The 23,219-nt window shown below is 70.5% G+C and carries 22 protein-coding genes; 8 read left to right on the plus strand and 14 right to left on the minus strand.

Translation table 11 applies throughout. The annotated features are described in order from the left end of the window. Positions 1-102: 102 nt before the first annotated feature. Entirely contained in the window at positions 103-1,572 is a 1,470-nt protein-coding gene (locus OHB13_RS03085) for a sulfatase-like hydrolase/transferase (RefSeq protein ID WP_328375416.1), read from the minus strand. 483 nt (positions 1,573-2,055) lie between these two features. On the opposite strand from OHB13_RS03085, the gene OHB13_RS03090 reads away from it, so the two are divergent. The 3 genes from OHB13_RS03090 to OHB13_RS03100 all read left to right on the plus strand — a co-directional run bounded on the left by OHB13_RS03090 (position 2,056) and on the right by OHB13_RS03100 (position 6,205). Then, complete coding sequence (locus OHB13_RS03090; protein ID WP_328375417.1) at positions 2,056-2,463, plus strand: YciI family protein; 408 nt, start codon at positions 2,056-2,058, stop codon at positions 2,461-2,463. Continuing rightward, on the plus strand, positions 2,460-3,635 hold the full coding sequence (locus OHB13_RS03095; protein ID WP_328375419.1) for an RNA polymerase sigma factor: 1,176 nt from the start codon (positions 2,460-2,462) through the stop codon (positions 3,633-3,635). The genes OHB13_RS03090 and OHB13_RS03095 overlap by 4 nt, the downstream gene beginning before the upstream one ends. A 167-nt stretch (positions 3,636-3,802) precedes the next feature. Further along, positions 3,803-6,205 carry a SpoIIE family protein phosphatase gene (locus OHB13_RS03100; RefSeq protein ID WP_328375421.1) on the plus strand — a complete coding sequence of 801 codons (2,403 nt, stop codon included), beginning with the start codon at positions 3,803-3,805 and terminating at the stop codon, positions 6,203-6,205. A gap of 40 nt (positions 6,206-6,245) precedes the next feature. Here OHB13_RS03100 and OHB13_RS03105 read toward each other — a convergent pair whose 3' ends face one another. The 8 genes from OHB13_RS03105 to OHB13_RS03140 form a co-directional block, all read right to left on the minus strand. After that, the gene (locus tag OHB13_RS03105) at positions 6,246-6,785 is read right to left on the minus strand and encodes a hypothetical protein (protein ID WP_266859545.1); all 540 of its coding nucleotides are present in this window, start codon (positions 6,783-6,785) and stop codon (positions 6,246-6,248) included. Positions 6,786-6,881: 96 nt separating this feature from the next. Further along, positions 6,882-7,811 (minus strand): LysR family transcriptional regulator, encoded by a 930-nt coding sequence (locus tag OHB13_RS03110; RefSeq protein ID WP_328375424.1) that lies wholly within the window; start codon positions 7,809-7,811, stop codon positions 6,882-6,884. 81 nt (positions 7,812-7,892) lie between these two features. Continuing rightward, complete coding sequence (locus tag OHB13_RS03115; protein WP_328375426.1) at positions 7,893-9,269, minus strand: MFS transporter; 1,377 nt, start codon at positions 9,267-9,269, stop codon at positions 7,893-7,895. Beyond that, on the minus strand, positions 9,256-9,555 hold the full coding sequence (locus OHB13_RS03120; RefSeq protein ID WP_328375428.1) for a hypothetical protein: 300 nt from the start codon (positions 9,553-9,555) through the stop codon (positions 9,256-9,258). The genes OHB13_RS03115 and OHB13_RS03120 overlap by 14 nt, the downstream gene beginning before the upstream one ends. Continuing rightward, the gene (locus tag OHB13_RS03125; protein WP_328375430.1) at positions 9,552-10,697 is read right to left on the minus strand and encodes a M20 family metallopeptidase; all 1,146 of its coding nucleotides are present in this window, start codon (positions 10,695-10,697) and stop codon (positions 9,552-9,554) included. Before OHB13_RS03125 ends, OHB13_RS03120 begins: the two co-directional genes overlap by 4 nt. Continuing rightward, positions 10,697-11,371: a DUF1028 domain-containing protein gene (locus OHB13_RS03130; RefSeq protein WP_328375432.1), complete on the minus strand. Its 675-nt coding sequence runs from the start codon at positions 11,369-11,371 to the stop codon at positions 10,697-10,699. The genes OHB13_RS03125 and OHB13_RS03130 overlap by 1 nt, the downstream gene beginning before the upstream one ends. After that, positions 11,368-11,838, minus strand: coding sequence for a RidA family protein (locus tag OHB13_RS03135; protein WP_328375434.1), 471 nt, complete (start codon positions 11,836-11,838; stop codon positions 11,368-11,370). Before OHB13_RS03135 ends, OHB13_RS03130 begins: the two co-directional genes overlap by 4 nt. Before the next feature lie 10 nt (positions 11,839-11,848). Further along, on the minus strand, positions 11,849-13,330 hold the full coding sequence (locus tag OHB13_RS03140; RefSeq protein ID WP_328375436.1) for a flavin-containing monooxygenase: 1,482 nt from the start codon (positions 13,328-13,330) through the stop codon (positions 11,849-11,851). Between the two features lie 81 nt (positions 13,331-13,411). On the opposite strand from OHB13_RS03140, the gene OHB13_RS03145 reads away from it, so the two are divergent. Continuing rightward, on the plus strand, positions 13,412-13,642 hold the full coding sequence (locus OHB13_RS03145; RefSeq protein WP_328324027.1) for a hypothetical protein: 231 nt from the start codon (positions 13,412-13,414) through the stop codon (positions 13,640-13,642). Between the two features lie 281 nt (positions 13,643-13,923). Here the strand turns inward: OHB13_RS03145 and OHB13_RS03150 are convergent, their stop codons facing one another. The 5 genes from OHB13_RS03150 to OHB13_RS03170 all read right to left on the minus strand — a co-directional run bounded on the left by OHB13_RS03150 (position 13,924) and on the right by OHB13_RS03170 (position 19,492). Beyond that, positions 13,924-14,472 (minus strand): GNAT family N-acetyltransferase, encoded by a 549-nt coding sequence (locus tag OHB13_RS03150; RefSeq protein ID WP_328375438.1) that lies wholly within the window; start codon positions 14,470-14,472, stop codon positions 13,924-13,926. A gap of 38 nt (positions 14,473-14,510) precedes the next feature. Beyond that, entirely contained in the window at positions 14,511-15,092 is a 582-nt protein-coding gene (locus tag OHB13_RS03155) for a nuclear transport factor 2 family protein (protein ID WP_328375440.1), read from the minus strand. Positions 15,093-15,128: 36 nt separating this feature from the next. Next, entirely contained in the window at positions 15,129-16,379 is a 1,251-nt protein-coding gene (locus OHB13_RS03160) for an amidase (RefSeq protein WP_328375442.1), read from the minus strand. 294 nt (positions 16,380-16,673) lie between these two features. Next, complete coding sequence (locus OHB13_RS03165) at positions 16,674-18,176, minus strand: APC family permease (RefSeq protein WP_328375444.1); 1,503 nt, start codon at positions 18,174-18,176, stop codon at positions 16,674-16,676. After that, on the minus strand, positions 18,173-19,492 hold the full coding sequence (locus tag OHB13_RS03170; RefSeq protein ID WP_328375446.1) for an amidohydrolase family protein: 1,320 nt from the start codon (positions 19,490-19,492) through the stop codon (positions 18,173-18,175). Before OHB13_RS03170 ends, OHB13_RS03165 begins: the two co-directional genes overlap by 4 nt. A gap of 214 nt (positions 19,493-19,706) precedes the next feature. Here OHB13_RS03170 and OHB13_RS03175 point away from each other — a divergent pair, with 214 nt between their 5' ends. The 4 genes from OHB13_RS03175 to OHB13_RS03190 all read left to right on the plus strand — a co-directional run bounded on the left by OHB13_RS03175 (position 19,707) and on the right by OHB13_RS03190 (position 23,148). After that, positions 19,707-20,450, plus strand: coding sequence for a GntR family transcriptional regulator (locus tag OHB13_RS03175; RefSeq protein WP_328375447.1), 744 nt, complete (start codon positions 19,707-19,709; stop codon positions 20,448-20,450). 169 nt (positions 20,451-20,619) lie between these two features. After that, a complete protein-coding gene (locus OHB13_RS03180; RefSeq protein ID WP_328375449.1) occupies positions 20,620-21,273 on the plus strand; it encodes a response regulator transcription factor in 654 nt (217 codons plus the stop codon). Between the two features lie 79 nt (positions 21,274-21,352). Then, positions 21,353-21,649, plus strand: a complete 297-nt coding sequence (locus OHB13_RS03185) for a hypothetical protein (RefSeq protein ID WP_328375451.1) — start codon at positions 21,353-21,355, stop codon at positions 21,647-21,649. 20 nt (positions 21,650-21,669) lie between these two features. Further along, complete coding sequence (locus OHB13_RS03190; protein ID WP_266859513.1) at positions 21,670-23,148, plus strand: PAS domain S-box protein; 1,479 nt, start codon at positions 21,670-21,672, stop codon at positions 23,146-23,148. Positions 23,149-23,219: the final 71 nt, after the last annotated feature.

Consider the following 23,219-nt stretch of genomic DNA (forward strand, 5'->3'; position numbering starts at 1 on the left):
CGTACGAGAAGTCGTACACGGCGAAGCCGGTGACCGGGGCGTTCCCGATGCGCCGGCAGAGCGCGTTGCGGGCGGTTCCCCTTTTACCGGGAGCCGGACGCTTCAGGAAGGGCTGACCGGCGGATACCGCAGCTGCCACTCCGGTTCGTCGAACGCTCCTGTCGGGTCGCCGTCCAGCGGTGCGGACTGCCCCGCTCCGGTGACCGGCAGGCGGCTCCCGTCCCGTTCAGGTTCTCCGTGCTCCAGGAACCAGGCGTCCAACCGCTGCCGCAGAGCCCCGATTTGCCCGCGATGGGCAGGGTCCCCGGCCAGATTGACCCGCTCGCCCGGGTCCGCGGCCAGGTGGTAGAGCTCATGCGGGCCGTACGGATAGCGGTGGACGTACTTCCAGTCCGTGGTCCGGATCATGCGTACCGGCCCGTATTCGTCGTAGACCACCACAGGCCGGGACGGTGCGGACCGCTGCGCCCCGGCCCGCCGCACTCCGTCGCCGAGGAGCAGACCCGCGAAGGAGTTGCCCGGACCCTGTTCGTACGGCTCGGGGTCCAAGCCTGCGCATTCCATGAGCGTTGCCGCGAAGTCGTAGGCCGACAGCAGCTCCTGGCGCACCTGACCCGCGGTGATCCGCCCCGGTTGCGAGATGATCGCGGGCACCTTGACCGAGCTGTCGTACATGTTCTGCGGGAAGGTGCCGTTGCCCTTGCCCCAGATGCCGTGGTGACCGCAGTTGAACCCGTTGTCGCTGGAGAAGACGACGAGGGTGCTGTCGGTCAGCCCCTGTTCGGCCAGTGTGTCGAGCACCCTCCCGATACCGGCGTCCATGGCGGTGACCGAGGCGAAGTAGCCGACAAGGGCCGCACGCACATCCGGCTCGCCTCCGACGGGCACCCCGTCCACCAGGGGCTGCCAGGGGTGCGCGGGCTCCTGCGGGCAGCTGTCGAAGGCGCAGTCGGCGTACAGACTCTCGATGTGCGACGGGTGCTGGTCCTTCCAGGGCTTGTGCGGAGCAGTGAAGTGCAGAGAGAGGTAGAAAGGAGCGTCGTCGCTGTCGGCCTCGGCCCGTACGCAGGCCGCGGCGTCGTCCGCGAGCAGATCGGTGAGGTAGCCATCGGCCGGGGCCGGAACGCCGTCGCGGTACATCGGTGCACCGTGATACGGACTGCCGCCGCTTTCGTGGGAGTACCAGTGGGTGAACCCCGGCCGGGGCCGGTCGTTCGCACCGAGATGCCACTTGCCGGACAGCGCCAGCCGGTACCCGGCTGCGGCCAGGTCGTCGGTGAACAGGCGCTGCCCGGCCAGGAAGTCGACACCGTCCTCCCCTGCGTGACCGCCGGAGAGCCAGTCGTGCACCCCGTGGCGGGACGGTATCTGCCCGGTGAAGAGGCTGGCCCGCGCGGGAGAGCAGACCGGGGAGGTACAGAAGAAGTTCTCCAGGCGGGTGCCTCCGGCGGCGAGCGCGTCGAGCCGGGGAGTGATGATCTCGTCGTTGCCCGCGCAGCCCAGAGCCCAATGGCCCTGGTCGTCGCTGAGGATGACCAGAATGTTCGGGTGCAGCGGATCACGGCTTGCCATGGGCGTCTCCAGGGTGGGCAGGCCGGGGCCCCGGCCGGCGAGTTGTCGCAGGCGCCGTGGGTGTCCACTCGTCCACTCGGCGCTGACCGGCCGTCAGGGACAGGGTGTTGCGTGTGCTCATGCTCCGTCCGCCCCTCGCCGATGCGCTCGGAGCGTTTCTTCGCACGGCGCGCCGATCGGCACCGTACGAGGCCGTCAACTTTTTAGTCAACCCTTGAGAATAAATAGGGCGGGGGCTCAGGCTTCCAGTGCGGCGCGGATGAAATCCCGGCGATGTACGTCTGCACCTCGGCGTCCATGCAGCTCATTCTGGCCGCGCGGTCACCGCCCGCAACTGCGGACGCCAGCCGTCGGCCGTCGGCCGCAGCGCGGAGCCCTGAATCCGCCAGAAAATTCCGCCACGGGATGTCGAGAACCCGCGCGCGGCTCCGTCCCAGGAGTGAACACGGCCACAATGGGCCGTACCTCACCGGGGAGTACACGATGGCCAAGTACCTGCTGCTCAAGCACTACCGGGGCGCGCCGGCGCCCGTCAACAACGTGCCGATGGACCAGTGGGAACCGGAGGAGGTCTCGGCCCACGTGCAGTTCATGCGTGACTTCGCTGCCCGGCTGGAGGGCACCGGCGAGTTCGTCGACGGTCAGGCTCTCTCCCCGGACGGCACGTTCGTCCGCTACGACGGCGAGGGGCGGCCGCCGGTCACCGACGGCCCCTTCGCGGAGACCAAGGACCTGATCGCCGGCTGGATGGTGATCGACGTCGAGACCTACGAGCGCGCGCTCGAACTGGCCGGCGAGCTGTCGGCGGCTCCGGGTGCGGGTGGGAAGCCGATCCACGAGTGGCTCGAAGTGCGCCCGTTCTACGCCGAGCAGCCCACGGCCACCGAGTGAACGAGTCGCTGCTCCGGGAGCTGGTGCCCGCGGTGATCGGTGTTCTCGTCCGTCGCGGAGCCGACTTCGCGGAGGCCGAGGACGCCGTACAGGACGCCCTGGTCGAGGCCGTGCGCAGGTGGCCGGACGGCTCCTCCCCGCCCTCTTCGAGCGGGGGACACCCCGTGCGGGACCTCAAGGGCTGGCTGGTCACGGTGGCCTGGCGCAAGTTCCTCGACGCCGTACGCGCCGATACCTCCCGGCGGCGGCGGGAGGAACTGGTCGATGCCGAGCCCCCGCCCGACGCGAGCGAGGCGGTGGACGACACCCTTCAGCTGTACTTTCTGTGCGCGCACCCGTCCCTGACACCTGCCTCGGCCGTCGCCCTCACGCTGCGCGCGGTCGGCGGTCTGACCACCCGGCAGATCGCGCAGGCCTACCTCGTGCCGGAACCGACCATGGCCCAGCGGATCAGCAGGGCCAAGCGGACCGTCTCCGGTGTCCGGTTCGACCAGCCCGGTGATGTCGGCACGGTGCTGCGCGTGCTCTACCTGGTGTTCAACGAGGGCTACTCCGGCGACGTCGACCTCGCCGCCGAAGCGATCCGGCTCACCCGCCAGCTGGCAGCCAGGACCAGCCATGAGGAAGTCGCGGGCCTGCTCGCGCTCATGCTGCTCCACCACGCACGGCGCCCGGCGAGGACCGGCCCCGACGGCAGGCTCGTGCCGCTTGCCGAGCAGGACCGCGGCCTGTGGAACACCCAACTGATCACCGAGGGCGTCGAGCTGCTCCAGAGCGTCCTCGCCCGCGACCGCCTGGGCGAATTCCAGGCCCAGGCGGCCATCGCCGCGCTCCACGCCGACGCCCGGACCACCGAGGAGACCGACTGGGTACAGATCGTCGAGTGGTACGACGAACTGGTGCACCTCACCGGCAGCCCGGTGGCCCGCCTCAACCGGGCCGTCGCGGTGGGCGAGGCCGACGGCCCGCGGGCCGGGCTGGCCGCCCTGGCAGAGCTCGACCCCTCTCTGCCACGGCACGCCGCCGTCGCGGCGTACCTGCACGAGCGTGACGGTGATCCGGTGACCGCGGCACGGCTCTACGCCCAGGCCGCCCGGTCGGCGCCCAACATCCCGGAACGCGATCACCTCGTGCGACAGGCCGCCCGGCTCAACGCGCGGCTACGCGGTTGAGCGGCGAACCCTCGGTGGCGCCGTCGTGCGGATGGTTCTCAGGGGCAGCCCGCCGAGCACGACGAGCAGTCCAGGAGCCCCGTCCCGCCCTGGATGGTCCGCCCGCGGTTGTGCCTGCCCCCGGGACAGCGGATTCTGGAAGGGATGAACGGGGCTGATATGGCGCCATGACGGCATGGAACACGGAGCAGAGTGCCGACTTTCGTAGTCCCCTCGACATCACCAGGGCGGCCACGGCGGTCATCGACGCCCAGGACACGGTCATCGGATGGAGCGCAGCGGCGGAGCAGCTCCTCGGGTACCGGCCGCACGAGATCGTCGGCCGGCCCCTGACCACGTTCCTGTCACCCGGCCCGACACCCTCCGCGCGCCCCTTCCCTCCCCGGCTCCGCGGAAGTGAGATCCGCGTTGCCCGGCACCGCGACGGGCGTGAGCTGATCGTCGCCACCGCGGTGTGTCCGCTGCCGGGCGCGGGCACGGCGGAGCGTGTGCTCGTCGCGACGGAGCTGAAGGATCTCCGGCTGTGGGAGTCCCAGCAGGCCCTGCTGCACGGACTGACCACCCAGTCACCCGTCGGCCTGGCCATCTACGACACCGACCTCCATCTGATCTGGTGCAACGCGGCGTACGAACAGGAGATCGGCCGCCCGTTCGCCGAGTTCCGCGGCTCTCGGCCCGACGATCTGTACTCCGAGGGGAAATTCGTGTCCAAGGGGCACCCGCCCACTCTCGACGGGGTCATGCGTCACGTACTGGACACCGGAGAACCAATTCTGGACCTGCACTTCCTGGGCCGGCCGCCCACCGACCCGGAAACGGACCACCTCTGGTCCTGCGCCTACTACCGGCTGCAGGACGCCGGCGGACACGTATTCGGAGTGTGCGAGGACGCATTCGACATCTCCGATCGCTACCGGGCCCAGCGGCGGCTGGCCCTGCTCGTCGAGGCGGGCCGCGGAATCGGCACCACCCTCGATGTGCTGGTCACCGCCGAGAAGATCACCGAGGTGGCGGTACCGGAGTTCGCCGCCACGGTCACGGTCGACCTTTCGAGGCCGGTACTGGAGGGCGAGGTGCCGGCCACCAGCGACTCTGCGGCGATATCTCTCGTGCGGGTCGCCCGCCGCCCGGCCGAGGAAACCGGCCGGGAGGAGCCGGGACAGCAGCCCACTCCCCCTCCCGTGGTGAACCACTCGCCCGTGGAGTACCGGCCCGGTTCGCCGCAGGACCGCAGCCTCGCCTCGGGCGGGCTCGTACTCGACGACACAACCCTGGTCGTGCCGCTGCGGACCGGAAGCAGCATGCTGGGACTCGTCACCTTCATCCGCGACACCGGTTCGGCCACCTTCGACAGCGGCGAAGTGGCACTGGCCGACGAGCTGGTCGCCCGTACGGCGGTCTCCATCGACAACGCCCGCCGCTTCGCCCGTGAACGCACCGCCGCCCTGGCCCTCCAGCGCCAGCTGCTGCCGCAACACGTGCCGGAGCCGTCAGCCGTCGACCTGGCCTACCGCTACCTGCCCACGGACGCCGTGACAGGGGTCGGCGGCGACTGGTTCGACGTCATCCCCCTGTCCGGAACCAGGGTCGGACTCGTGGTCGGGGACGTGGTCGGCCACGGCCTGCAGGCAGCCGCCACCATGGGACGGCTGCGTACGACCGTACGTGCCTTCGCCCAGATGGACATGGATCCCGTCGAGTTGCTGTCGCGGCTGGACGATCTGGTGGGGCAGACGGCGGACGAACAGTCGGACGAGCTGGGCGCACCCGACGGCGCCTACGCCGATGTGACCACCGGGGCGACCTGTCTCTACGCGGTCTACGACCCGGTCTCGCGGCGCTGCGTCATGGCCAGGGCCGGGCATCTGCCGCCGGCGGTCGTCGAGCCGGACGGCCGGCTGTTCTTCCCGGACCTGCCGGCAGGCCCGCCCCTGGGCCTCGGCGGTCTGCCGTTCGAGTCCCTGGAGATCGAGCTGCCGGTGGGCAGCCTGCTGGCTCTCTTCACCGACGGACTGGTCGAGGCCCGCGACCGCGACATCGATCAAGGACTCGACACCCTGGGCCGTGTGCTCCGCGACCGCCACGCATCGCTCGAAGAGCTCTGCGACCGGGCGGTGGCAGAACTCCTGCCGGGCGGGACAACCGCCGACGACACCGCCCTGCTGCTGGTCCGCACCCGCGAACTCCACGCTTCGCAGGTCGCCGAATGGGAGCTGCCCGCAGAGCCGTCCGCCGCGGGCCGTGCCCGGGAACTGGCCATCGGACAGCTGAACCACTGGGGCCTCGCGGAGTTGTCGTTCGCGACCGAGCTGATCGTCAGCGAGCTGGTGACCAACGCGGTCAGATACGCCGAAGGACCGCTCCACGTACGGCTGATCCGCGACCGGACCCTCCTGTGCGAGGTCGCGGATTCGGGCCACACCTCACCGCACCTGCGCCACAGCGGCGAGGACGACGAAGGCGGGCGCGGCCTGTTCATCGTCGCGCAACTCGTCCAGAGGTGGGGAACGCGTTACACCCGCTCCGGCAAAACCATCTGGACCGAACAGGCCTTCCCCGCGACGGGATGAGATCGCCCATGGCCGGCGCCGCACCGCCTGCTGCGCCCGCTCAGCAGTCCTCCTCCGAACTGGCCAGAGCCTCGCTGATCAAGCGGGTGGCGAAGTCGGGGTCGTCGGTGATGCGGTTGATGTGCTCAGCGAGCAGGAACGCGGTGACTTCGAGGGGAGTCATCTCCTCCTCGGTCCAGTACCCGTACTGTTTCCGCCACAGGCTGGGGCTCAGCCCGGTGCCCGCGGCGATGACGAGGCCGGCCATGGTGGGGATGGTCTCGGGCCGGACGCTCCTGGGCATCATGCGCATCGTGGCCACCAGGTTGGGCACCACGTACTCGATGACGTCCTTGTCCTGTTCCTCATGGGCTTTCCGCAGCCAGGTCATGAACATGAGAACGAGCGTGCACACGCCGTCCAGTACGTCATCGGCTCCCTCGGGGCCCAGTGACGCGGTCAACTGGTCGATCAGCACCTGTTGTTCGGGGTCGGTCCCGGCCTTGCCCTCGTGGATGCCTCTGAGCCGGGAGTCGATCATCATGAGGGCCACCCCCACATCACCGACGGGAGCGTGCTGGGGACCGCAGGACGATGACACAGGATTCCTCCTCAGGAGGCCACGACGGGCAGAGCGGCGAGTCCGACAGTAGACGGCCGATGGGCAGGAAGGGGGACAAACCCTGGTTGGCGTACGTCAGTTCGCCGGGCCGCCGCCGGCCGTCATGTCCCGCACCGTCTCCATGACGGCCCGGGCGCGGGCGGTCTGTGTCACACCCTGGACCGTCGCCAGCTTGAGTTCCAGCGGTGAGTATCGCTCGCTCAGCTCCAACTCCACCACCTCGCCGCCGCCATACGTCTCTCTGGTCGCCGGCCGCTGGTTCAGCACCGAGTAGCCGAGGCCCCTGGCCACCATGGAACGGACGGTCTCGTAGCTCCGGGTGCGGTACCGCACGTCGGGTGCGGTGCCGGTGGCTGCCACGAGCGCGCGGAAGTAGTCCCGGCTGTAGGGCAGATCGAGCAGCACCAACGGCTCCGCGGCCAGTTCGGTCAAGTCCACCGTCCCCCGGCCGGCCAGGGGGTGGCCGGCCGGGACGATGACATGGGCCGGCACGCGGGCGATCGTCTCTCCGCGCACCTCGGGACCGGTGGACAGGCCGAGGCCGTAGGTGAGGGCGAAGTCGATGCGTCCCGCACGCAGTGCCTGGAGCAGCTGTTCGGCCTCGGCCTCCACGACGTCGATCTCGATCCCCGGGTACCGGCCGGCGCATGCGCTGAACAGGGCGGGCAGGTAGTACGGGGCCAGCGTGATGAAGCATCCGACGCTCACCGGCCCCGACAGGACCCGCCCGCTGCCGCGCGCCTCCCCCGCCATCTCACGCGCACGGGCCAGAAGTTCGCGTGCCTGGTGCCGGAGCCTCTCCCCCGCCGGTGTCAGGACGAGCCCGCGGCCCCGGCGGCGGATGAACAGCTGTGCCCGCAGGTCGCCTTCCAGACTGTGGATGGCAGCGGACACCGCGGACTGCGCGATATGCAGCTCGGCCGATGCCGCCGTCATCGAACCGCACTCGGCGGCGACGAGGAAATAGCGGAGCTGAACGAGGGTGAAACCCACCGGTGCCGTCATCTCCGCACCTCGCGCCGGGTGTGAACATCGCGCCGGACGATCGTGTACGTGCCCGACGTGCCTGCCCTCATGCGGCGGCCGCTAGGAGCGCTCGGCGGCCGGCACGGGCACGTCCTCGGGTGCCGGGTCGGGCACGTCCTCGGGGCGCAGCATGGCGGAGCCTGCTGTCTCCCGGAGGGACAGCGCGGCGACGAGGCCGCCCACGGCGAACACCATCAGGTAGAAGCCGGGCAGCAGGGTGCTGCCGGTCGCGGAGATGAGCACGGTCATCAGATAGGGCACCGTGCCGGCGAAGAGCGCGGCGGTGATGTTGTACGCGATGGACAGGCCGCTCTGGCGGGTGCGGGTGGGGAAGATCTCCGCCGACCACACCGCGTAGGTGCCGAGGATCGCCGCGAGGATCACGCCGAGCACGAGACCCGCCACCCAGGTTCCGACGAGCCCGGTCCGCATCAGCAGGAACGCGGGGACGGCGAGGACCAGCAGGGCCACCGTCGCTCCGACGAAGACCGGTTTACGTCCCACCCGGTCGGACAGCAGGCCGAACAGCGGAACGAACAACAGCCCCAACAGCGAGATCGCCGTGGACAGCAGGGCCGCGTTGTCGGACGACTGCCCCAGGTGGTCGGTCTCGTACGTCACCAGATAGGTCAGCACGATGTAGAAGGGCACGTGCATGGCGGTCATGAGGCCTGCCGCCTGGAGCAGTTGCCGCTTCTCGGTGCGGAGCAGTTCTCGTACGGGGCTGCGCGGGACGGTGTCGTTGGCTTCGAGTGCCCGGTACTCGGGGGTGTCCTCGATCTTGTTGCGGATGATGAAGCCGATGACGCCCAGGGGCGCGGCGATGAGGAAGGGGATGCGCCAGCCCCAGGACGTCAGCTGGCTGTCGTCGAGCCCCGAGGAGAGCAGCAGGAAGACGAACGATCCGGCAAGGAAGCCCAGCAGGGAGCCGACCTCCAGCCAGCTGACCCCGAATCCGCGGCGCCGCCGCGGGGCGCTCTCGGCCAGGAAGCTCGCCGCGCTGCCGAACTCGCCGCCCGCGGCGAAGCCCTGTATGAGGCGCAGGACCAGCAGGAGCACCGGGGCGGCGACCCCGATCGTCGCGTAACCGGGCAGCAGACCGATCGTCAGGGTCGCGCCGGACATCATGAAGATGACCAGTGACAAGGTGCGCTTGCGGCCGATCCTGTCGCCGAGCGGCCCGAAGACCATGGCGCCGATCGGCCGGACGCCGAACGACACCGCGAACACGCCGAACACGGCGAGCAGCCCGGTGGTGCTGTCCTCTGCCGGGAAGAACACGGTGGCGACGGTGCCGGCGAGGTAGGCGTAGGCAGCCCAGTCGAACCAGTGCACGAACACACCGATGGCTCCCGCGGCGACGTTCCTGCGCAGTGCGACCACATCGGTGGCCACCTCGGCCTCGGTCGTCGTGGTGCCGGTGTTACGTGTGGGCATACACACCTCCTTGGGGATGGGGGGAGAAGCTGAGCTGTGCGGGCACCGTCGGCGTGTGCCGTCGGAGCGCGGGCAGGCCGGTCAGGGAGGCGGGGCCGGCCCGGCCGGTGCGCCGGGGGTGCCGGGGGTGCCGGGCGGCGGTGAGCAGCGGTTGACGGCCGCGGCGCATGCCGTCGAACCGGCCGACGGGGGAAGCGGCCGGGCCGGGCCCGGGCCGGGTGGCGACCGGGGTCGTCCACTGCACGGGGTCGATCCGTGTGGCCACGGCGCCGGCCGCTCCCGTCATGACCTCGTTCCCCCGGCCGCCCCGCTTCGGTCCAGGCCGGTCCAGGCCAGCGCGATCGCCGCGTCGAGCAGAGCCCGCTGGGCCTTTCCGCCCACGCAGAACGCAGCGAACTCGTGCTGATGGTTGGTGGCCGGCAGCGATCCGATGCCGATGTAGGGGTGGATGGCCGGCACCACCTGCGACACGTTGCCCATGTCGGTGGAGGCGCGGTTCATCCGTGCCGCCTGGCCGGGCGGCGCGAACTCCCGTCCCAGCGCGAGGGCGTTCGCCCGGTAGTGCCCGAGAGCGGTCTCGTCCGTGCGGAACTCCGCGTACGGCTTGCTCTCCGGTTCGATCTCCAGCTCGCAGCCGGTCGCGAGGGCGCCCGCTTCGAAGGCCCGCATGACGCGTGGTTCCAGCTCGGCCAGTTCGGCGAGCGTCTCCGCCCGTACGTACCACCGGCCGGTGGTCCGGTCCGGGATGGCGTTCGGCGCGTCCCCCGCGTGGGTCACCACGCCGTGCACGCGGGCCGATGGCGGCAGTTGCTGCCGGAGCAGCCCGATCGCGACCTGGGCCACGGTGAAGGCGTCAGCCGCGTTGACCCCGGCCTCGGGATAGGCCGCGGCGTGGGCGGACTTCCCGGTGTAGGCGATCTTGGAGTGGGTGACCGCGAACGGGCGGGCCTCGGCGACGTCGACCGGCGCCGGGTGCGCCATCATGGCGAGGTCCACTCCGGCGAAGGCTCCCCGGTCGAGCATCTCGATCTTGCCGCCGCCGCCTTCTTCGGCGGGGGTGCCGTAGACCTCCACGGTGAGGCCTGCTTCGTCGGCGACGGCGGCCAGGCCGAGTGCGGCCCCGACGGAGCTCGCCGCGATGAGGTTGTGCCCGCAGGCGTGGCCGAGGCCGGGCAGCGCGTCGTACTCGGCGCACAGCGCGATCCTGGTGGGCCCGCTGCCGAACCGGGCCAGGAACGCCGTCTCCAGGCCCAGGTAGGACGAGGTGACCTCGAATCCGGCGCGGTCCAGCAGTTCCGGCACGGCTGCGGCGGCCCGGTGCTCCTCCCAGGCCGTCTCCGGGTCGGCGTGCAGCCGCTCGGAGAGGCCGACCAGCTCGTCGGCCTGGCGGTCGATCTCGCGCCGGGCGGCCGCTTTCAGCGCGCCCATCACAGATCGCCCAGGACGCCGTACGAGGGCGCGGCCTGCGGGTCGAGTCCGCGCCGTACGTAGTCGTCGCGCTGCGGCAGCCAGACGTCGAGGAGTTCGGCCAGCCGGTCGACGGGGTCGTCGGCCCAGTCCACGCGCAGGTCGGTGACCCGCCAGTCCACGTCCGCGACGACCGCCAGGCCGGCGGAGTGCACCGGCCCTTCCTCCCCGCCGGCCGCCACGGCGGCACGCAGGGCGGCGATCAGACGCTCTTCCAGCTCGCCGGTGGCCGCCGTGTACGCGTCGAGGAGCACCTGCGGGATGTGTTCGCCCGACAGCATGTTGCCCGCCGCGACCGCACCGTCCGCGGTGGCCGACGCGTGCGTGCCCAGCGTCCCCGGGCCGCTGTACGCGAATCCGGGGCCGGAGCGGCCGAGCACCGTCAACTGCCGGTAGCCGATGGTCTTCGCGTTCCGCGCCGCACCGGTGACGTCGGCCAGGGCGCGCTGTCCGTCGCCGTGTTCCGCGAGCCCGGCCAGCAGGCTCGTGCCGAGGGTGGGATCGGTGACGTTCTGCGACGCCGCCGCGCCGACACCGGGTGCGAGATGGGCGACGCGGGCCGCAACCGCCGGGCTCGACGAGCTGACCGCGATACCGAACCGCTCGCCGTCACGGACCACCAGGGAGAAAGTCATGACCGCTCCCCCTCCGGGATCACCGCGACGGCGTCGATCTCGCACAGCCACTCCGCACGGGCCAGAGCGGACACCACGATGCCGGTGGAGATCGGGTGCACGCCCTTGGTCCAGCGGCCCACCGTGCGGTATACGGCCTCGCGGTAGCGCGGGTCGATCAGATAGATCGTCAGTTTGACGAGGTGCTCCATGCGGCTGCCCGCTTCTTCGAGCAGCATCTTGATGTTGGCCATCGCCTGCTCGGCCTGGGCCCCGGCGTCACCGATTCCGACCGACTCGCTGGTATCGAGGTCCTGACCGATCTGGCCCCGGACGTAGACGGTGTTGCCGGCCACGACGGCCTGACAGAGGTCGTTGTCGAGGTTCTGCTCGGGATAGGTGTCGCGGGTGTTGAACGGCCTGATCCGGGTGTGCCCGCCCGCGGTGATCGGGCCCCTCGCCGGGCGGCCGTTGCTCGTGGAGGTCATCTTCTGCTCCTCAGTTCTGCCGGGTCGCCGGCACGGCGCCGGGCCGGTCGGTGGTGCTGTACGCGAGGTAGCCCCGCTGGGTCGTGATGTGGTCGGCGATGTACCTGGCGTCGTGCCAGACACCCCAGATGAAGCTCGACCCGCGGCGGGACAGCCAGGGCAGGCCCACGAAGTAGACGCCGGGTTCGGAGGACACTCCTCGTCGCTGGTCCGGCCGGCCGTTCTCGTCGAAAGCGTCGACGTCGAGCCAGCTGTAGTCGGTGGCAAAGCCCGTCGCCCAGACGATCGAGGTGACGCCGGCCCCGGCCAGGTCGAGCTCCGGGAGCGGGTCGGTCACGCATTCCGGGTCCGGGCCGAGGACATGGGCCTCCGGCTCCTCGGGGAGGTCGAGCCCATTGCGCTCGACGTACGCGTCGGCCGCCTGAAGCAGTGCGAGGTACTTGGCGTCGCCGAGGGCTATGTTCGTGGCGAGGTCCGGCGCGAAGCGCAGTACGCCGTCGTCGCAGGACGCGGTCATGCCGACGAGCTGGATGCCGGTGCCGGCCAGGGCACGGAAGTCCACGGTGTGGCCGCCCCGGGCGCCGCTGACCGCGATGGTGACATGTGCGGCACCCTGCGGAGGCGTCTCCGCGTCCCAGAGCCCGAGCACACCGAGCCACCAGCAGAAGTCACGTCCGCGGTACTCGCGGGGAGGACGGTCGTGCGGGCCGACGGAGAGGAAGACCTGGCGCCCCGACCGGCGGAGTTCGTCGGCGATCTGCACCCCGGATGAGCCCGCCCCGACCACGAGGACCGCGCCCTCGGGCAGTTGCTCCGGATTGCGGTACCCGCTGGAGTGGATCTGCACGGGGACGGCGCCGTCCGGGACGATGGGCGGGATCACGGGCCGCTGGAAGGGTCCGGTCGCAGCCACGACGAAGCGCGCGTCGATGGTGCCGTCCGACGTCTCGACCCGGAAGCCGGGCCGGCCGGCGTGCTTGCGCACCGAGGTCACCTCGACACCGCACCGGACCGGGGCACCGATCTTCTCGGCGTACGCGGCGAAGTAGTCCGCGACCTGTCCCTTCGACGCGAAGCCGTCGGGGTCGACGTCGGCGAACTCCAGCCCCGGGAACCGGTCGTGCCACGCGGGCCCGTTCGCGACCAGGGAATCCCACCGCTCCGAGCGCCACCGCTCGGCGATACGGTGCCGCTCCAGGACGATGTGCGGTACGCCGCAGGCTCCCAGGTGCTCGCTCATCGCCACGCCCGCCTGGCCCGCCCCGACGATGACTACTTCGGTCTCTTCACTTGGCACTTTCAGCCTCCACTCAGGCGGTAGTTCATCCCTGTGTCGCGTTGACTGCGCTACCGCACGGGAAATCCTGGGGCGTGCCGGAAATTCTGTCCAACAGATGTTTCCGTTGCAGGCGATCTGATTTATAGATTCAGAAACCTCAGGAACTCCGGGGCGACACGCCGCAGCCGGCCTGCGCCGTGTCCATAGACGCATCGGCGCGTTTGCACATGTATGACCACAACACGACGAATTGCCGCATGCCTCGCTCTGGCCGCCGCCCTCCCGTGCCTTGCCATGTCGTCGGCGCACGCCGCTGACGCGTCCGGCCGGGCCGGCTCGAAGCTGAATCCCATCGGCGAGCTCGATGCCATCGCCACGACCGGCATCCCCGCGCCGTACGCCGCCCGGCTCCCGAAGGTGAAGGATCAGCTGGCCGGCTTGAACCACCTGAACGAACTGAACCAGCTGCACCAGCTCACCGACCAGGCCGCGCCGGTACTCAGCCTGGCTTCCGCGGTGGAGTGACATCACCCCGTTGCGCCGGAGGCACCGGCCTTCCAGGTACGGCCCTCACGACCTGTGGCCGACGCCTCGTGCAGCGACAGCACGACCGGGCCGTCGGAGCCCCAAAGGCTCCGACGGCCCGTCATATTGCTGCGCGAGGTGTGGAGTTGCGCCTGCGTCGCAGAGCTCCAAGCGAATTCGGGGACGGTGTCGGCGTATGCGCCGAACAACGTCCCCAGCGGCGCGAAGGGCTGTCGGTCCATCGCCCTCGGTCTCGTGAATCAGCGCCGTGGAGCAGGAGTTCAACCGGACGGCGTGACCGGGGACCACACGCCGAACCACTGCTCGGCGCCCCACTCCTCGTACCGTTGCACCTCGGTGAAGCCCAGCTTCGCCGCGAGGCGCATCGAGCGGTCGTTGGCGGTCTGGGTGCAGAGCACCACCGGCTCGCCGGGTAGCGCGCCGGCGAACCAGCCGAGCGCAGCCGTGCACGCCTCGAAGGCGTACCCGCGCCCCCACGCCTCCGGCAGGAACAGGTAGCCGAGCTCGGACTCTCCGGCATCCGGACGGACTTGACTCCGGTGCGCGGCGTCGCGCCGGTTGAGTTCGATGGTGCCGATCATCGCTCCGTCGAGCTCGATCACGAAAAGGCCGGGGCGCCCCCCGGGCGTCTCGGGCACTGTGCGTTCCAGCTCATCACGCGGCCGAGGCCCGCCTATGAAGGCGCCCACCTCCGGCGAGGTGAACAGCTCGATGCACGCCGCACGGTCCCGGGCCTCGGGCTCCCGGAGCACGAGCCGCTCGGTCCTGATCGGGGCAGGTGGCCAGCTGACAGGCCCTGGTTCAGTCATGGCGGGCAACCTATCGCGCGCCCGTGAACGCGCTTCCACTACGGCCGCATCAGCACGGAGGCGGACGGGAAGTCACCGGTGAAGTGCGGCGGCAGCGGCGCGACGAACACGTTCTCGGTCCGGGTCCGGGTGATCCGCCATGTGCCGTCGATGCGCCGGAAGGCGTTGTTGAGACGGCTCGACCGCAGCAGCGCGGTGCCGTCGGCGAAGAGCCACGGCTGCATGTGGATCCACTGGCCCGTGGCCTCGGCCCCGTCGACATGAATCTGTTCCGACGTCACATAGTGGGCGTTCAGCAGGAGTTCGGGGTCCCGCTTCTCACCCCAGAACCTTTCGAAGTGGGCGCGTATCCGGGCGGCCCCCTCGGCGCGGCCGAACTGGCCGTCGTAGTACTCGCCGACGCCCTCCCATACGGCGTCCTCCGCGTACAGCTCCATGATCAGGTCGATACGGTGGCTGTCGTCCCGCACGCCGAACTCGGGGCAGGGCGTGTCGCACAGGAACATATAGCGCGTCTGGAGCCGGCGGATATCGGCCTCGGCCTCCAGTGTCTCGATGCGCTGTACAAGCGCGGCAATCGTGTCCTGGCCGGTCACCGGTGGCTCCTTCACGTCTCGCACGGACAGCTCCTTCTCGTGTCGCTCGCCCACCGGGCTTCAGGACAGCACCGCCTCGATCCAGGCGCTCCTGGCCAGCAGGCCGGATTCGCCGTGCGCCGGGCCGACCGCCTGAATTCCGAGTGGCAGCCCTGCCGTGTCATACAGCCCGGGCACCGTCACAACGGGCAGGCCCAGCGCCTGCCAGGCCCTGCTGAGCACGGGGTCTCCGGTGGCGTCCAGCCCGGCCGGGGCGGAGCCCAGGGCGGCCGGTCCGACGATGACGTCATAGGACGCCAGCAGTGCGGCCATCCTGGGACGGGCCGCTGCGACAGTGCTGCGGGCGGCCGCGAGATCGGCGTCCGAAGTCGCGGCGCCGTCGCGGAACAACAGGGCCAGCGGCGCGCTCAGCCGGTCGGTGACGGCGCGTTCGGCGGCGCGTTCGCGTGCGGCCTCGTACGCCATGATCACGGGATGCGCGGCCGTCACGTCGGCGATGAGCCGCTCCTCGGGAAAGGCCTCCACCTCGGCACCCGCGGCAGCCAGCCGCTTGCCGGCTGTCTCAAGCGCCTGCCGCATGTCGTCGCTCAGCCCGCCGATCGGACCCGCCGTCCACAGCAGTACGCGGGGCGGCGCCGCGGGGCCGGAGGGCGCGGGGCCACTGCCGGTGAGGGCTTCCCAGGCGACCGCGAGGTCGGTCGCGCCCGCCGCGTAGAACCCGTGGCTGTCGAAACTGGGGCTGAGGCCGACCACACCGTCGAGGGGGAACCGTCCGTGCGTCATGACCAGCGACGCGACACCGCAGTACGAGGCCGGGCGGGTGACTGATCCGGCGGTCTGGGAGCCGATGGCGAGCGGGACGTGACCGCAGGCGACCGCGGCGGCCGAACCGCTGGACGAGCCGCCTGGAGTGTGCCCCGGGGCGGCGGGGTTACGGGTCGGGCCAGGGGCGAAGTATGCGAACTCGGTGGTGACGGTCTTCCCGACGACGGTGGCTCCGGCGTCGCGCCAGGCCCGGACGATCGGTGCGTCCGCCCTTGCGGGAGCGTCGTCAGCGCGCAGTGCCGAGCCGCAGCGGGTGGGCCGGCCGGCGACGTCGATGATGTCCTTGACACCGAACGGGGTGCCCGCCAGCGGCCCGGACGTGGCGATGCCGTCCGGGTCGCCCGCCTGGCCTACCCAGGCCATGACCTCCGGTTCTGTCGCGGCGATGCGGGCGCGGGACCGCTCCAGCGCGGCCGTCGCGGTGGTCCGCCCGGCGGCGAGGTCCCGTACCAGCTCCCGCAGCGACCAGGGGTGCCACAGACTCATGCTTTCTCCCATTCGGCGTACGCCTCCCGCGAAGGGCCGGAGGGCCACTTCTCGTCCCAGCGTTCCGGTCCGGCCCCGGGCACCTCGACGGTAGGCGCGGTGGCGGGCCTGCGGTATCGAGATTTCCTCCGCCGCCGCTGAGGATTTCCCCTACGCCGCGCGGGCTGTTCCCGATCGGCCCGCTCCCGGAGCCTTCCCGGCGTCGTATGCACCGGCCGGCGGGACGCGCCGGCGATGGTTCAGCCGGTACAGCGCGGAGACCGCCCGCTCGCCGCGGGCGGTCGACCCGTGGCGTCAGTCCCTTTCGACATCGACGTTCGTCAGCTGGGCGTACCGCTCGGGGTCCCTTCGCCGGATGCTCAGGGCGACGCACACACCCGCGAGCAGAGCCACGGGCAGCGGTGCCAGGAGGGCCATGTTCACCGCGTCCGGCGCACCCGTCAGAAGGCCGAAGTGCAGGACCGCGAGGACGGCCAGGAGCGTGAGACCGGCGAACGCGATCAGTGGGCACCAGACCACCCGCAACGCCGGCATGCCCCGCCGGTCCCGGCGGAAGAAGGCCCACACCGCGAGGGCGGCCAGCGCCTGCATCACCATGATGCCGAGGACAGCGGTGCCATTGGTCCAGATGAAGACCTCCGAGAACGGGTCGGCTGCCAGTGCGGCACCGGCCAGGATCACCAGCAGGTTGAAGACCGTCTGGGCGCCCACCGCGACCCCTGGGGAGCCGTGTCGTGCCGAGGCTATACCGAGGCGTCGCGGCAGGAGGCCTTCACGGCCGAGGGCGTACAGATAGCGTGCGGCGGCGTTGTGGAACGCGAGCGTGGCGGCGAAGGCGCTCACGATGAGGAGGGCGTGCATCGTGTCGGCGAGCCAGGTTCCCACGTACAGTTCGCCGGCCTTGAAGGTGAGTTCGGGGCCGGCCGCGCCACGGGCCAGCGCCACGGCCTGGTCCGTGCCGAACGCGCCCATGATCAGCCACACGCCGACCGAGTAGAAGACGGCGAGGAAGCCGATGGCGATGAACGTGGCCCGCGGCACCGTGCGGCCCGGGTCGCGTGCCTCCTCCGCGTAGATGGCCGTGGCCTCGAAGCCCGTGAACGCACCGATGACGATGACGAACATCCCGGCGATCCCGCCGGTGGCGAGCGTGCTCGGGTCGAAGGACCGCAGGTCGAGTGCGGCGGTACCGCGGCCGCCGAGAATGCCGCCGTCCATGACGAGGAGCGACGCGACCTCAAGGATGAGGGCGATACCGAGGACCTTGGCGCCGAGCGTGACCCTGAGCCAGCCGAGCACACCGACGACGAGCACGCAGACCGCTGAGAGCATCCACCACGGAATGTCCGCTCCGGTCGCGTCGTGCACCGATCCGGCCGCGAAGTAGCCGACGGCCGCTGCCACTCCGGGCGTGATGAGGTTGTAGGACACGACGGCGACGTAGGCGATTCCGACACCTGTGGTGCGGCCGAGGCCGCGGGCCACGTAGGCGTAGAAGGCGCCCGCGTTGCGCACGTGCAGGCTCATGGCCGTGAAGCCGGCGGCGAAGAGGACGAGCAGCGCACCCGAGATCAGATAGCCCAACGGCGCACCGGGGCCGCCGATACCGATCACGACGGGCGCCACACCGGCCAGCACGGTCAGCGGTGCGGCCGCCGCGACGACGAAGAAGACCAGGTCGAACGTACCGATCCGGCCGGCGGAGAGACCGGCGCCCTTCTCGTGGGCGGCGCCGGGGGACTGAGGTCTGCCGGGTGCCTCACGTGCGCGGTCGGCAGCGGGCGGCCGGGCGCTCATCGGGCCCCCCGCGGGGCAGCGGCGCCGCCCGGGCCGGCAAGCGGAGCGCGGGGCGTGGACGATGAGCCGCCCGGTACGGCGAACGAGGGGAAGTCCGCCTCGGGTGCGGGGCCGACGACCTGTCCGCCGTGCAGGACCAGTAGGCGTCGCGGGTGGGCCGCGACGGCCTCCGGGACTCCGCCGGCGGCGACGACGACGAGATCGGCGCGGCAGCCGGGGGCAAGGCCGTAGCCGGCGAGCCCGAGGGCCGCGGCGGCCCGGTCGGTGACCATCGAGGCCGCGAGGTGCAGCTCGTCGTCCGTCATGAGGTCGCCCTGCAGCCCGATGATGGTGGCGCGTTCGAGCATGTCCGCCGTGCCGTAGGGCCACCAGGTGTCGCGGATGTTGTCGGATCCGGCGAAGACGCGGACGCCGTGCTCGTGCAGGCGCAGGACGGGCGGCATGGAAGTCCGGGGCCCGTTCGTCATGATCGCCACACCGGCCGTGGCCAGGGCGGTGGCGGTGCGGTCCAGTTCGGGTCCTTCGACCGCACCGAGGGCGTAGGCGTGGCTGACGGTGACTGTCCCGCCGAGGCCGAGCGCCGCCGTCCGTTCCGCGATGGCGCGCAACTGCCGGGTGCCGGTCACGCCGCCGTCGTGCAGATGGATGTCGATCCCGGCGCCGTGCCGCTCGGCCAGTGCGAAGACGATGTCGAGCTGCCCGTCCACGTCACCGTCGAAGCCGGCCGGATCGAGCCCGCCGATGAGGTCGGCGCCCTCCGCGAGGGCCGCATCGAGGAGGTCGGCGACACCCGGGGAGCTGACCACGCCGCTCTGCGGAAACGCCACGAGCTGGATCCCCAGCCGGTCACGGAACTTCTCCCGCACCTCAAGCAGCGCGTGCAGTCCGTCCAGGCGCACGTCGGGGTCGATGTCGACGTGGGAGCGCACATGGCCGGTGCCGAGGGACACCATGCGATGCGCCAGGGCCGCGGCCCGGTCCGCCACGGGGACGTCGGCCGAGGCGCGCAGGGCCCGTTCGTTCGCGATCTGTTCCCGCAGGCCTGCCGAGTCGCGGTGCGGCTGCCAGGGTGCGCCGAACAGTGTCTTGTCCAGGTGGGCGTGGCCGTCGACGAGCGCGGGCAGGACGAGTGCGCCCCCGACGTCGACACCGGCGGGCTCGGGGGCGGCCGACCTGCCGGAGACAGCCGGGTCCGTCACGGCCTTGACACGGCCGTCGGCGAGATGGATGTCGGCACGCCGGCCGCCGGGCAGGGTGGCGTTCCTGAGGACCTCGGGGGCGATCGGTACCGGCGGGGCGTCGGCGGGTTGCGACACGTCTTCCTCCAACTGTTCGTTCGACGCCCGCCACGACTGACCAGCCGGTGCCAAGACCGGCGAAACGCTGCTGGTGGGAGGCGGGCACTGACAAGTTAGCTGGTATACCGAATACCAATCAATGGTCTGTCGCCACTCGTTTCCGCGGTCTGCGATGATCGGATGAACCCCGGGCCGGTCATGGCCGGGCCCGTACGTCAGTCGAGAGGATTCGATGACCATCCGCCCCGGCCGCCGCCCCACGATCGGCGAGACCCATCAGTCCCTGCGTGAACGGGTCTACGCGGAACTCCGGGAGCGGATCATCGAGGGAACGTACGCGGCCGGGCTGCGACTGGTGGAGCGCGACCTCGCAGAACAGCTCGGCGTCTCCCGCATTCCGCTGAGAGAGGCCATGCAGCGGCTGGAGCGGGACGGCTTCCTCACCGTGCAGGCCCGGCGGGGCTCCGTGGTCACGGAGTTCGGCGCGCAGGACGCCGCGTACCTCTTCGACGTCCGCGAAAGCCTGGAGGGCCTGGCGGCGGGACTCGCCGCGCGCCATGCGACGCCCGCCCAGCTGCGCACGATGGAGAGCCTCCTGACCCGAGGCCGCACAGCCGCCGACGCGGGCCGGCTCCGCCAGGCCGTCACCTGCAACGCCGACTTCCACCAGCAGATCGTCGAGGCGTCGGGAAACCCCCTCCTCCAGGAACTGATGGCGCCCCTGGACGCCCGCCTGCGCCGCCTCTTCCACCTGACATCCGACCTCGACGACGGCGATCCCATGTGCGGCGAACACGAGCGCCTGTACGAGGCGATCCGCGACCACGACGCACCCCGCTCGGAGGAAGTGGCCAGGCGCCACGTGGCAGGCACCCGCGATTCGGCCCTGCGCTACTTCTCCGCCGCGGGTGCGCGGAGCGCGGCGGAGGACAGATCGGGTGACGCCGACGCGGGGCCGGTCGCAGGCCCAGTCTGAGCACCGCGTGACAGCCTGAGCACCGCGTGACAGTCCGAGCACCGCGTAGGGGAAACCCTTACACCGCCGGGCGATTCCCCGGGGGTGCGCGCGGACAACTCGCATTGCCCGCCCGTCCCCCGGCTGTCTAGCCTCGGCGGACCGGAACGAGTGACCTCTAGGGGTGAGGGTGACAGCGAACGGCAGCCTTGCGGACGGGCCGGCGCACGACAGCGTCGTCTACATCGTCGACGACGACCAGGAGCTGTGCGCGTCACTGGCCTGGCTTCTGGAATCGGTGCACATCAGGTCGGTCTGTTTTCCCGGCGTGAGCGCGTTCCTCCAGTCCTACGACCCGCAGCAGCCGGCCTGCCTCGTGCTGGATGTGCGCATGCCCGAGGCCAGTGGCTTCGAACTGCAGGACATGCTGAACCGGACCGGCTCGGCCGTCCCGATCATCTTCGTCTCCGCGCACGGCGACATCAGGATGTCGGTACGGGCCCTGCAGCACGGCGCCGTCGACTTCCTGGAGAAGCCCTACGATCCGCAGCACATGCTCGACGTCGTACAGAAGACGCTGCGGACGGCACGGGAGAGGTTCGCCCGCTCGGCCCGGGAAAGCGAGCTCCGGGCACGTCTGGACAGCCTGACCGATCGCGAGCTGCAGATCCTTGGGCTGGTCGCCGACGGTCTGCCGAGCAAGAGCATCGCGTCCCGGCTCGGGATCAGCGTGAAGACCGTCGACGTACACCGGACGCGGATACGCGAGAAGGCAGGGGCGGTGAGCATCACCACCCTCGTCCGGGACGTGCTCCAGGCCGGGCTGGAGCTGCCGTCGCGCTGAACCGGAGGGCGGTTCCGCGCAGCGCCCGGCGGTGGCCCCCCACCGCGTACGGACCTACGAGAGGCAGGAGTTGTCAACGATGAGCAAGGCGGCACAGACACCGGAGCAGTCCGGTGATGACGGCCGGAGCATGCTGCTGACCTGCTACGCCGACACCCATGGGTACCGCTGGCATCATGTGGACCTGTTCGTCCACGACAGCCGGGGCCGCGAACTCGACTGGGTGCACTGGCAGGTCGAGAAGGACGGCCCCGAAGGGGCGGACGCCGCCACTGCGAAGGTCGAGCCGACCCTGCGCCGCACCGCTGCCTGGCAGCACGGGGTCAGCGCCGACGGCAGCGAGTACTGGACTGCGCCCGCCGTGTGGGGCCCGTGAGATGAGGAGGACCGGTCCGCGTGCATGAGCAGCCCGTTTCCCTGGACTTCAGCAGGCTCTTCGCGGCCCTCCAGTGCTGCGTTCTGGTGCACGACTCGGTCAGCAAGGACATCCTCTGGGCCAATCCCGCCGCGTGTGACGTGCTCGGCTTCACCCTCGACGAACTGAAGCCGCTCAAGGCACCCGACATGAGTTCCAACGCGCACCAGTACGCCCGTGAGATCGGCGTCGACTGGCTGCAACGGGCCGCCGACCACGGCAGCAGCTCCATCGAGTGGTGCTACCGGTCCAAGGCCGGTGAGAACATCCTCACCGAGGCGATCGCCTTCCGGGTGGAACTGGCGCAGGGCCCTGTGGTGATGGTCCAGTTCCGCGACATCGCGGCGGAGCAGGCGACCCGCCTGGACCTGCTGCGGACCGAGAGCCGACTGCAGACCTTCCTGCGGAATCTCGACGAGGGCATCGTGGTGCTCGACGACGACGCCCGTGTGCTGTACGCGAGTTCATCGGCGGGCTCCCTGCTGCATCTGGAGGCCGAGCAGCTCACCGGAGGTGACTTCACCCGCTTCTGCGACGAGGAGTCCGCCGCCGCGTTGCGCGAGGTACTCGCCATGACGGAGCGGGACGGCCCGCCCACGGACGGGCAGTACCGGCTCCGCACCGCCGACGGCCGGAAACGCTGGTTCGCGGGCCGCTGGCAGTACATCGACATCGAGAGCGATCTGCGCGGCCTGCTCCTCCTCTTCCACGACATCACCGACCGCGTCCAGGTGGAGGAGGAGCACCGCCGGGACGCCCAGTACCTCAACTACCTGGCCCGCTACAACGCCATGGGCGACATGGCGATGGCCATCGCCCACGAGGTGAGTCAGCCGATCGCCGCCGCGCACAACTTCGTCGCGGGCGTACGCGGGCGTCTGGGCGGCGGCGCCGACCACGAAGCGCTCGACTGGGGCCTCAAGAACGCCACCCTCCAGATCGACCGAGCGGCACAGATCCTTTCGAGCCTGCGGCAGTACGTCGTACGGCTGGAACAGTCGGAACAGCTCATCGATCTCAATGACATCGTCACCGACTGCCTCTACTTCATCGACGTCAGAGCACGCCAGAGCGAGGTGGCCGTCGCCTGGCTGCCCAGCACGGACCCGCTTCCGGTGCGCTGTGACAAGGTCCTGATCGGACAGGTCGTGATGAACCTTGCCTTCAACGCCATCGAGGAAATGACGCGCTGGCCGGCGGATCGCCGGTCGGTGACTGTTTCAACGGCGCGGAACGGCTCCCTGGCCGAACTGACCGTCCGGGATCTCGGGCAAGGTCTTACCGCATTCCCGGACGGCCTGATATTCGATGGCGCATTCACCTCGAAAGAGAACGGAAGCGGCATCGGACTGGCCCTGAGCCATCGCATCATCACGCGCCATCACGGTACGATCCACGCCGCCGAGAATTCCCCCAGGGGCGCGGCGTTCAGCTTCGCTCTGCCGCTGCTCTCCGAGTAAGGAAATCCCCTACAGGGCGCGGCAAAACCCCGATTGCGACACCCTCGCCGACGCGAATAGCGTGAGAACGC

It is taken from the genome of Streptomyces sp. NBC_00440, assembly GCF_036014215.1.
Lineage (GTDB): Bacteria > Actinomycetota > Actinomycetes > Streptomycetales > Streptomycetaceae > Streptomyces.

Excerpts from the sequence above, each read along its gene's own strand:
- OHB13_RS03145 (WP_328324027.1), top strand. The coding sequence starts at position 13,412 with ATGTCGTCGGCGCACGCCGCTGACGCGTCCGGCCGGGCCGGCTCGAAG.
- OHB13_RS03125 (WP_328375430.1), bottom strand. The coding sequence starts at position 10,697 with ATGGGCGCGCTGAAAGCGGCCGCCCGGCGCGAGATCGACCGCCAGGCC.
- OHB13_RS03175 (WP_328375447.1), top strand. The coding sequence starts at position 19,707 with ATGACCATCCGCCCCGGCCGCCGCCCCACGATCGGCGAGACCCATCAG.
- OHB13_RS03185 (WP_328375451.1), top strand. The coding sequence starts at position 21,353 with ATGAGCAAGGCGGCACAGACACCGGAGCAGTCCGGTGATGACGGCCGG.
- OHB13_RS03165 (WP_328375444.1), bottom strand. The coding sequence starts at position 18,176 with ATGAGCGCCCGGCCGCCCGCTGCCGACCGCGCACGTGAGGCACCCGGC.
- OHB13_RS03150 (WP_328375438.1), bottom strand. The coding sequence starts at position 14,472 with ATGACTGAACCAGGGCCTGTCAGCTGGCCACCTGCCCCGATCAGGACC.
- OHB13_RS03110 (WP_328375424.1), bottom strand. The coding sequence starts at position 7,811 with ATGACGGCACCGGTGGGTTTCACCCTCGTTCAGCTCCGCTATTTCCTC.
- OHB13_RS03100 (WP_328375421.1), top strand. The coding sequence starts at position 3,803 with ATGACGGCATGGAACACGGAGCAGAGTGCCGACTTTCGTAGTCCCCTC.
- OHB13_RS03090 (WP_328375417.1), top strand. The coding sequence starts at position 2,056 with ATGGCCAAGTACCTGCTGCTCAAGCACTACCGGGGCGCGCCGGCGCCC.
- OHB13_RS03130 (WP_328375432.1), bottom strand. The coding sequence starts at position 11,371 with ATGACTTTCTCCCTGGTGGTCCGTGACGGCGAGCGGTTCGGTATCGCG.
- OHB13_RS03115 (WP_328375426.1), bottom strand. The coding sequence starts at position 9,269 with ATGCCCACACGTAACACCGGCACCACGACGACCGAGGCCGAGGTGGCC.
- OHB13_RS03135 (WP_328375434.1), bottom strand. The coding sequence starts at position 11,838 with ATGACCTCCACGAGCAACGGCCGCCCGGCGAGGGGCCCGATCACCGCG.
- OHB13_RS03160 (WP_328375442.1), bottom strand. The coding sequence starts at position 16,379 with ATGAGTCTGTGGCACCCCTGGTCGCTGCGGGAGCTGGTACGGGACCTC.
- OHB13_RS03120 (WP_328375428.1), bottom strand. The coding sequence starts at position 9,555 with ATGACGGGAGCGGCCGGCGCCGTGGCCACACGGATCGACCCCGTGCAG.
- OHB13_RS03140 (WP_328375436.1), bottom strand. The coding sequence starts at position 13,330 with ATGCGTCTATGGACACGGCGCAGGCCGGCTGCGGCGTGTCGCCCCGGA.
- OHB13_RS03085 (WP_328375416.1), bottom strand. The coding sequence starts at position 1,572 with ATGGCAAGCCGTGATCCGCTGCACCCGAACATTCTGGTCATCCTCAGC.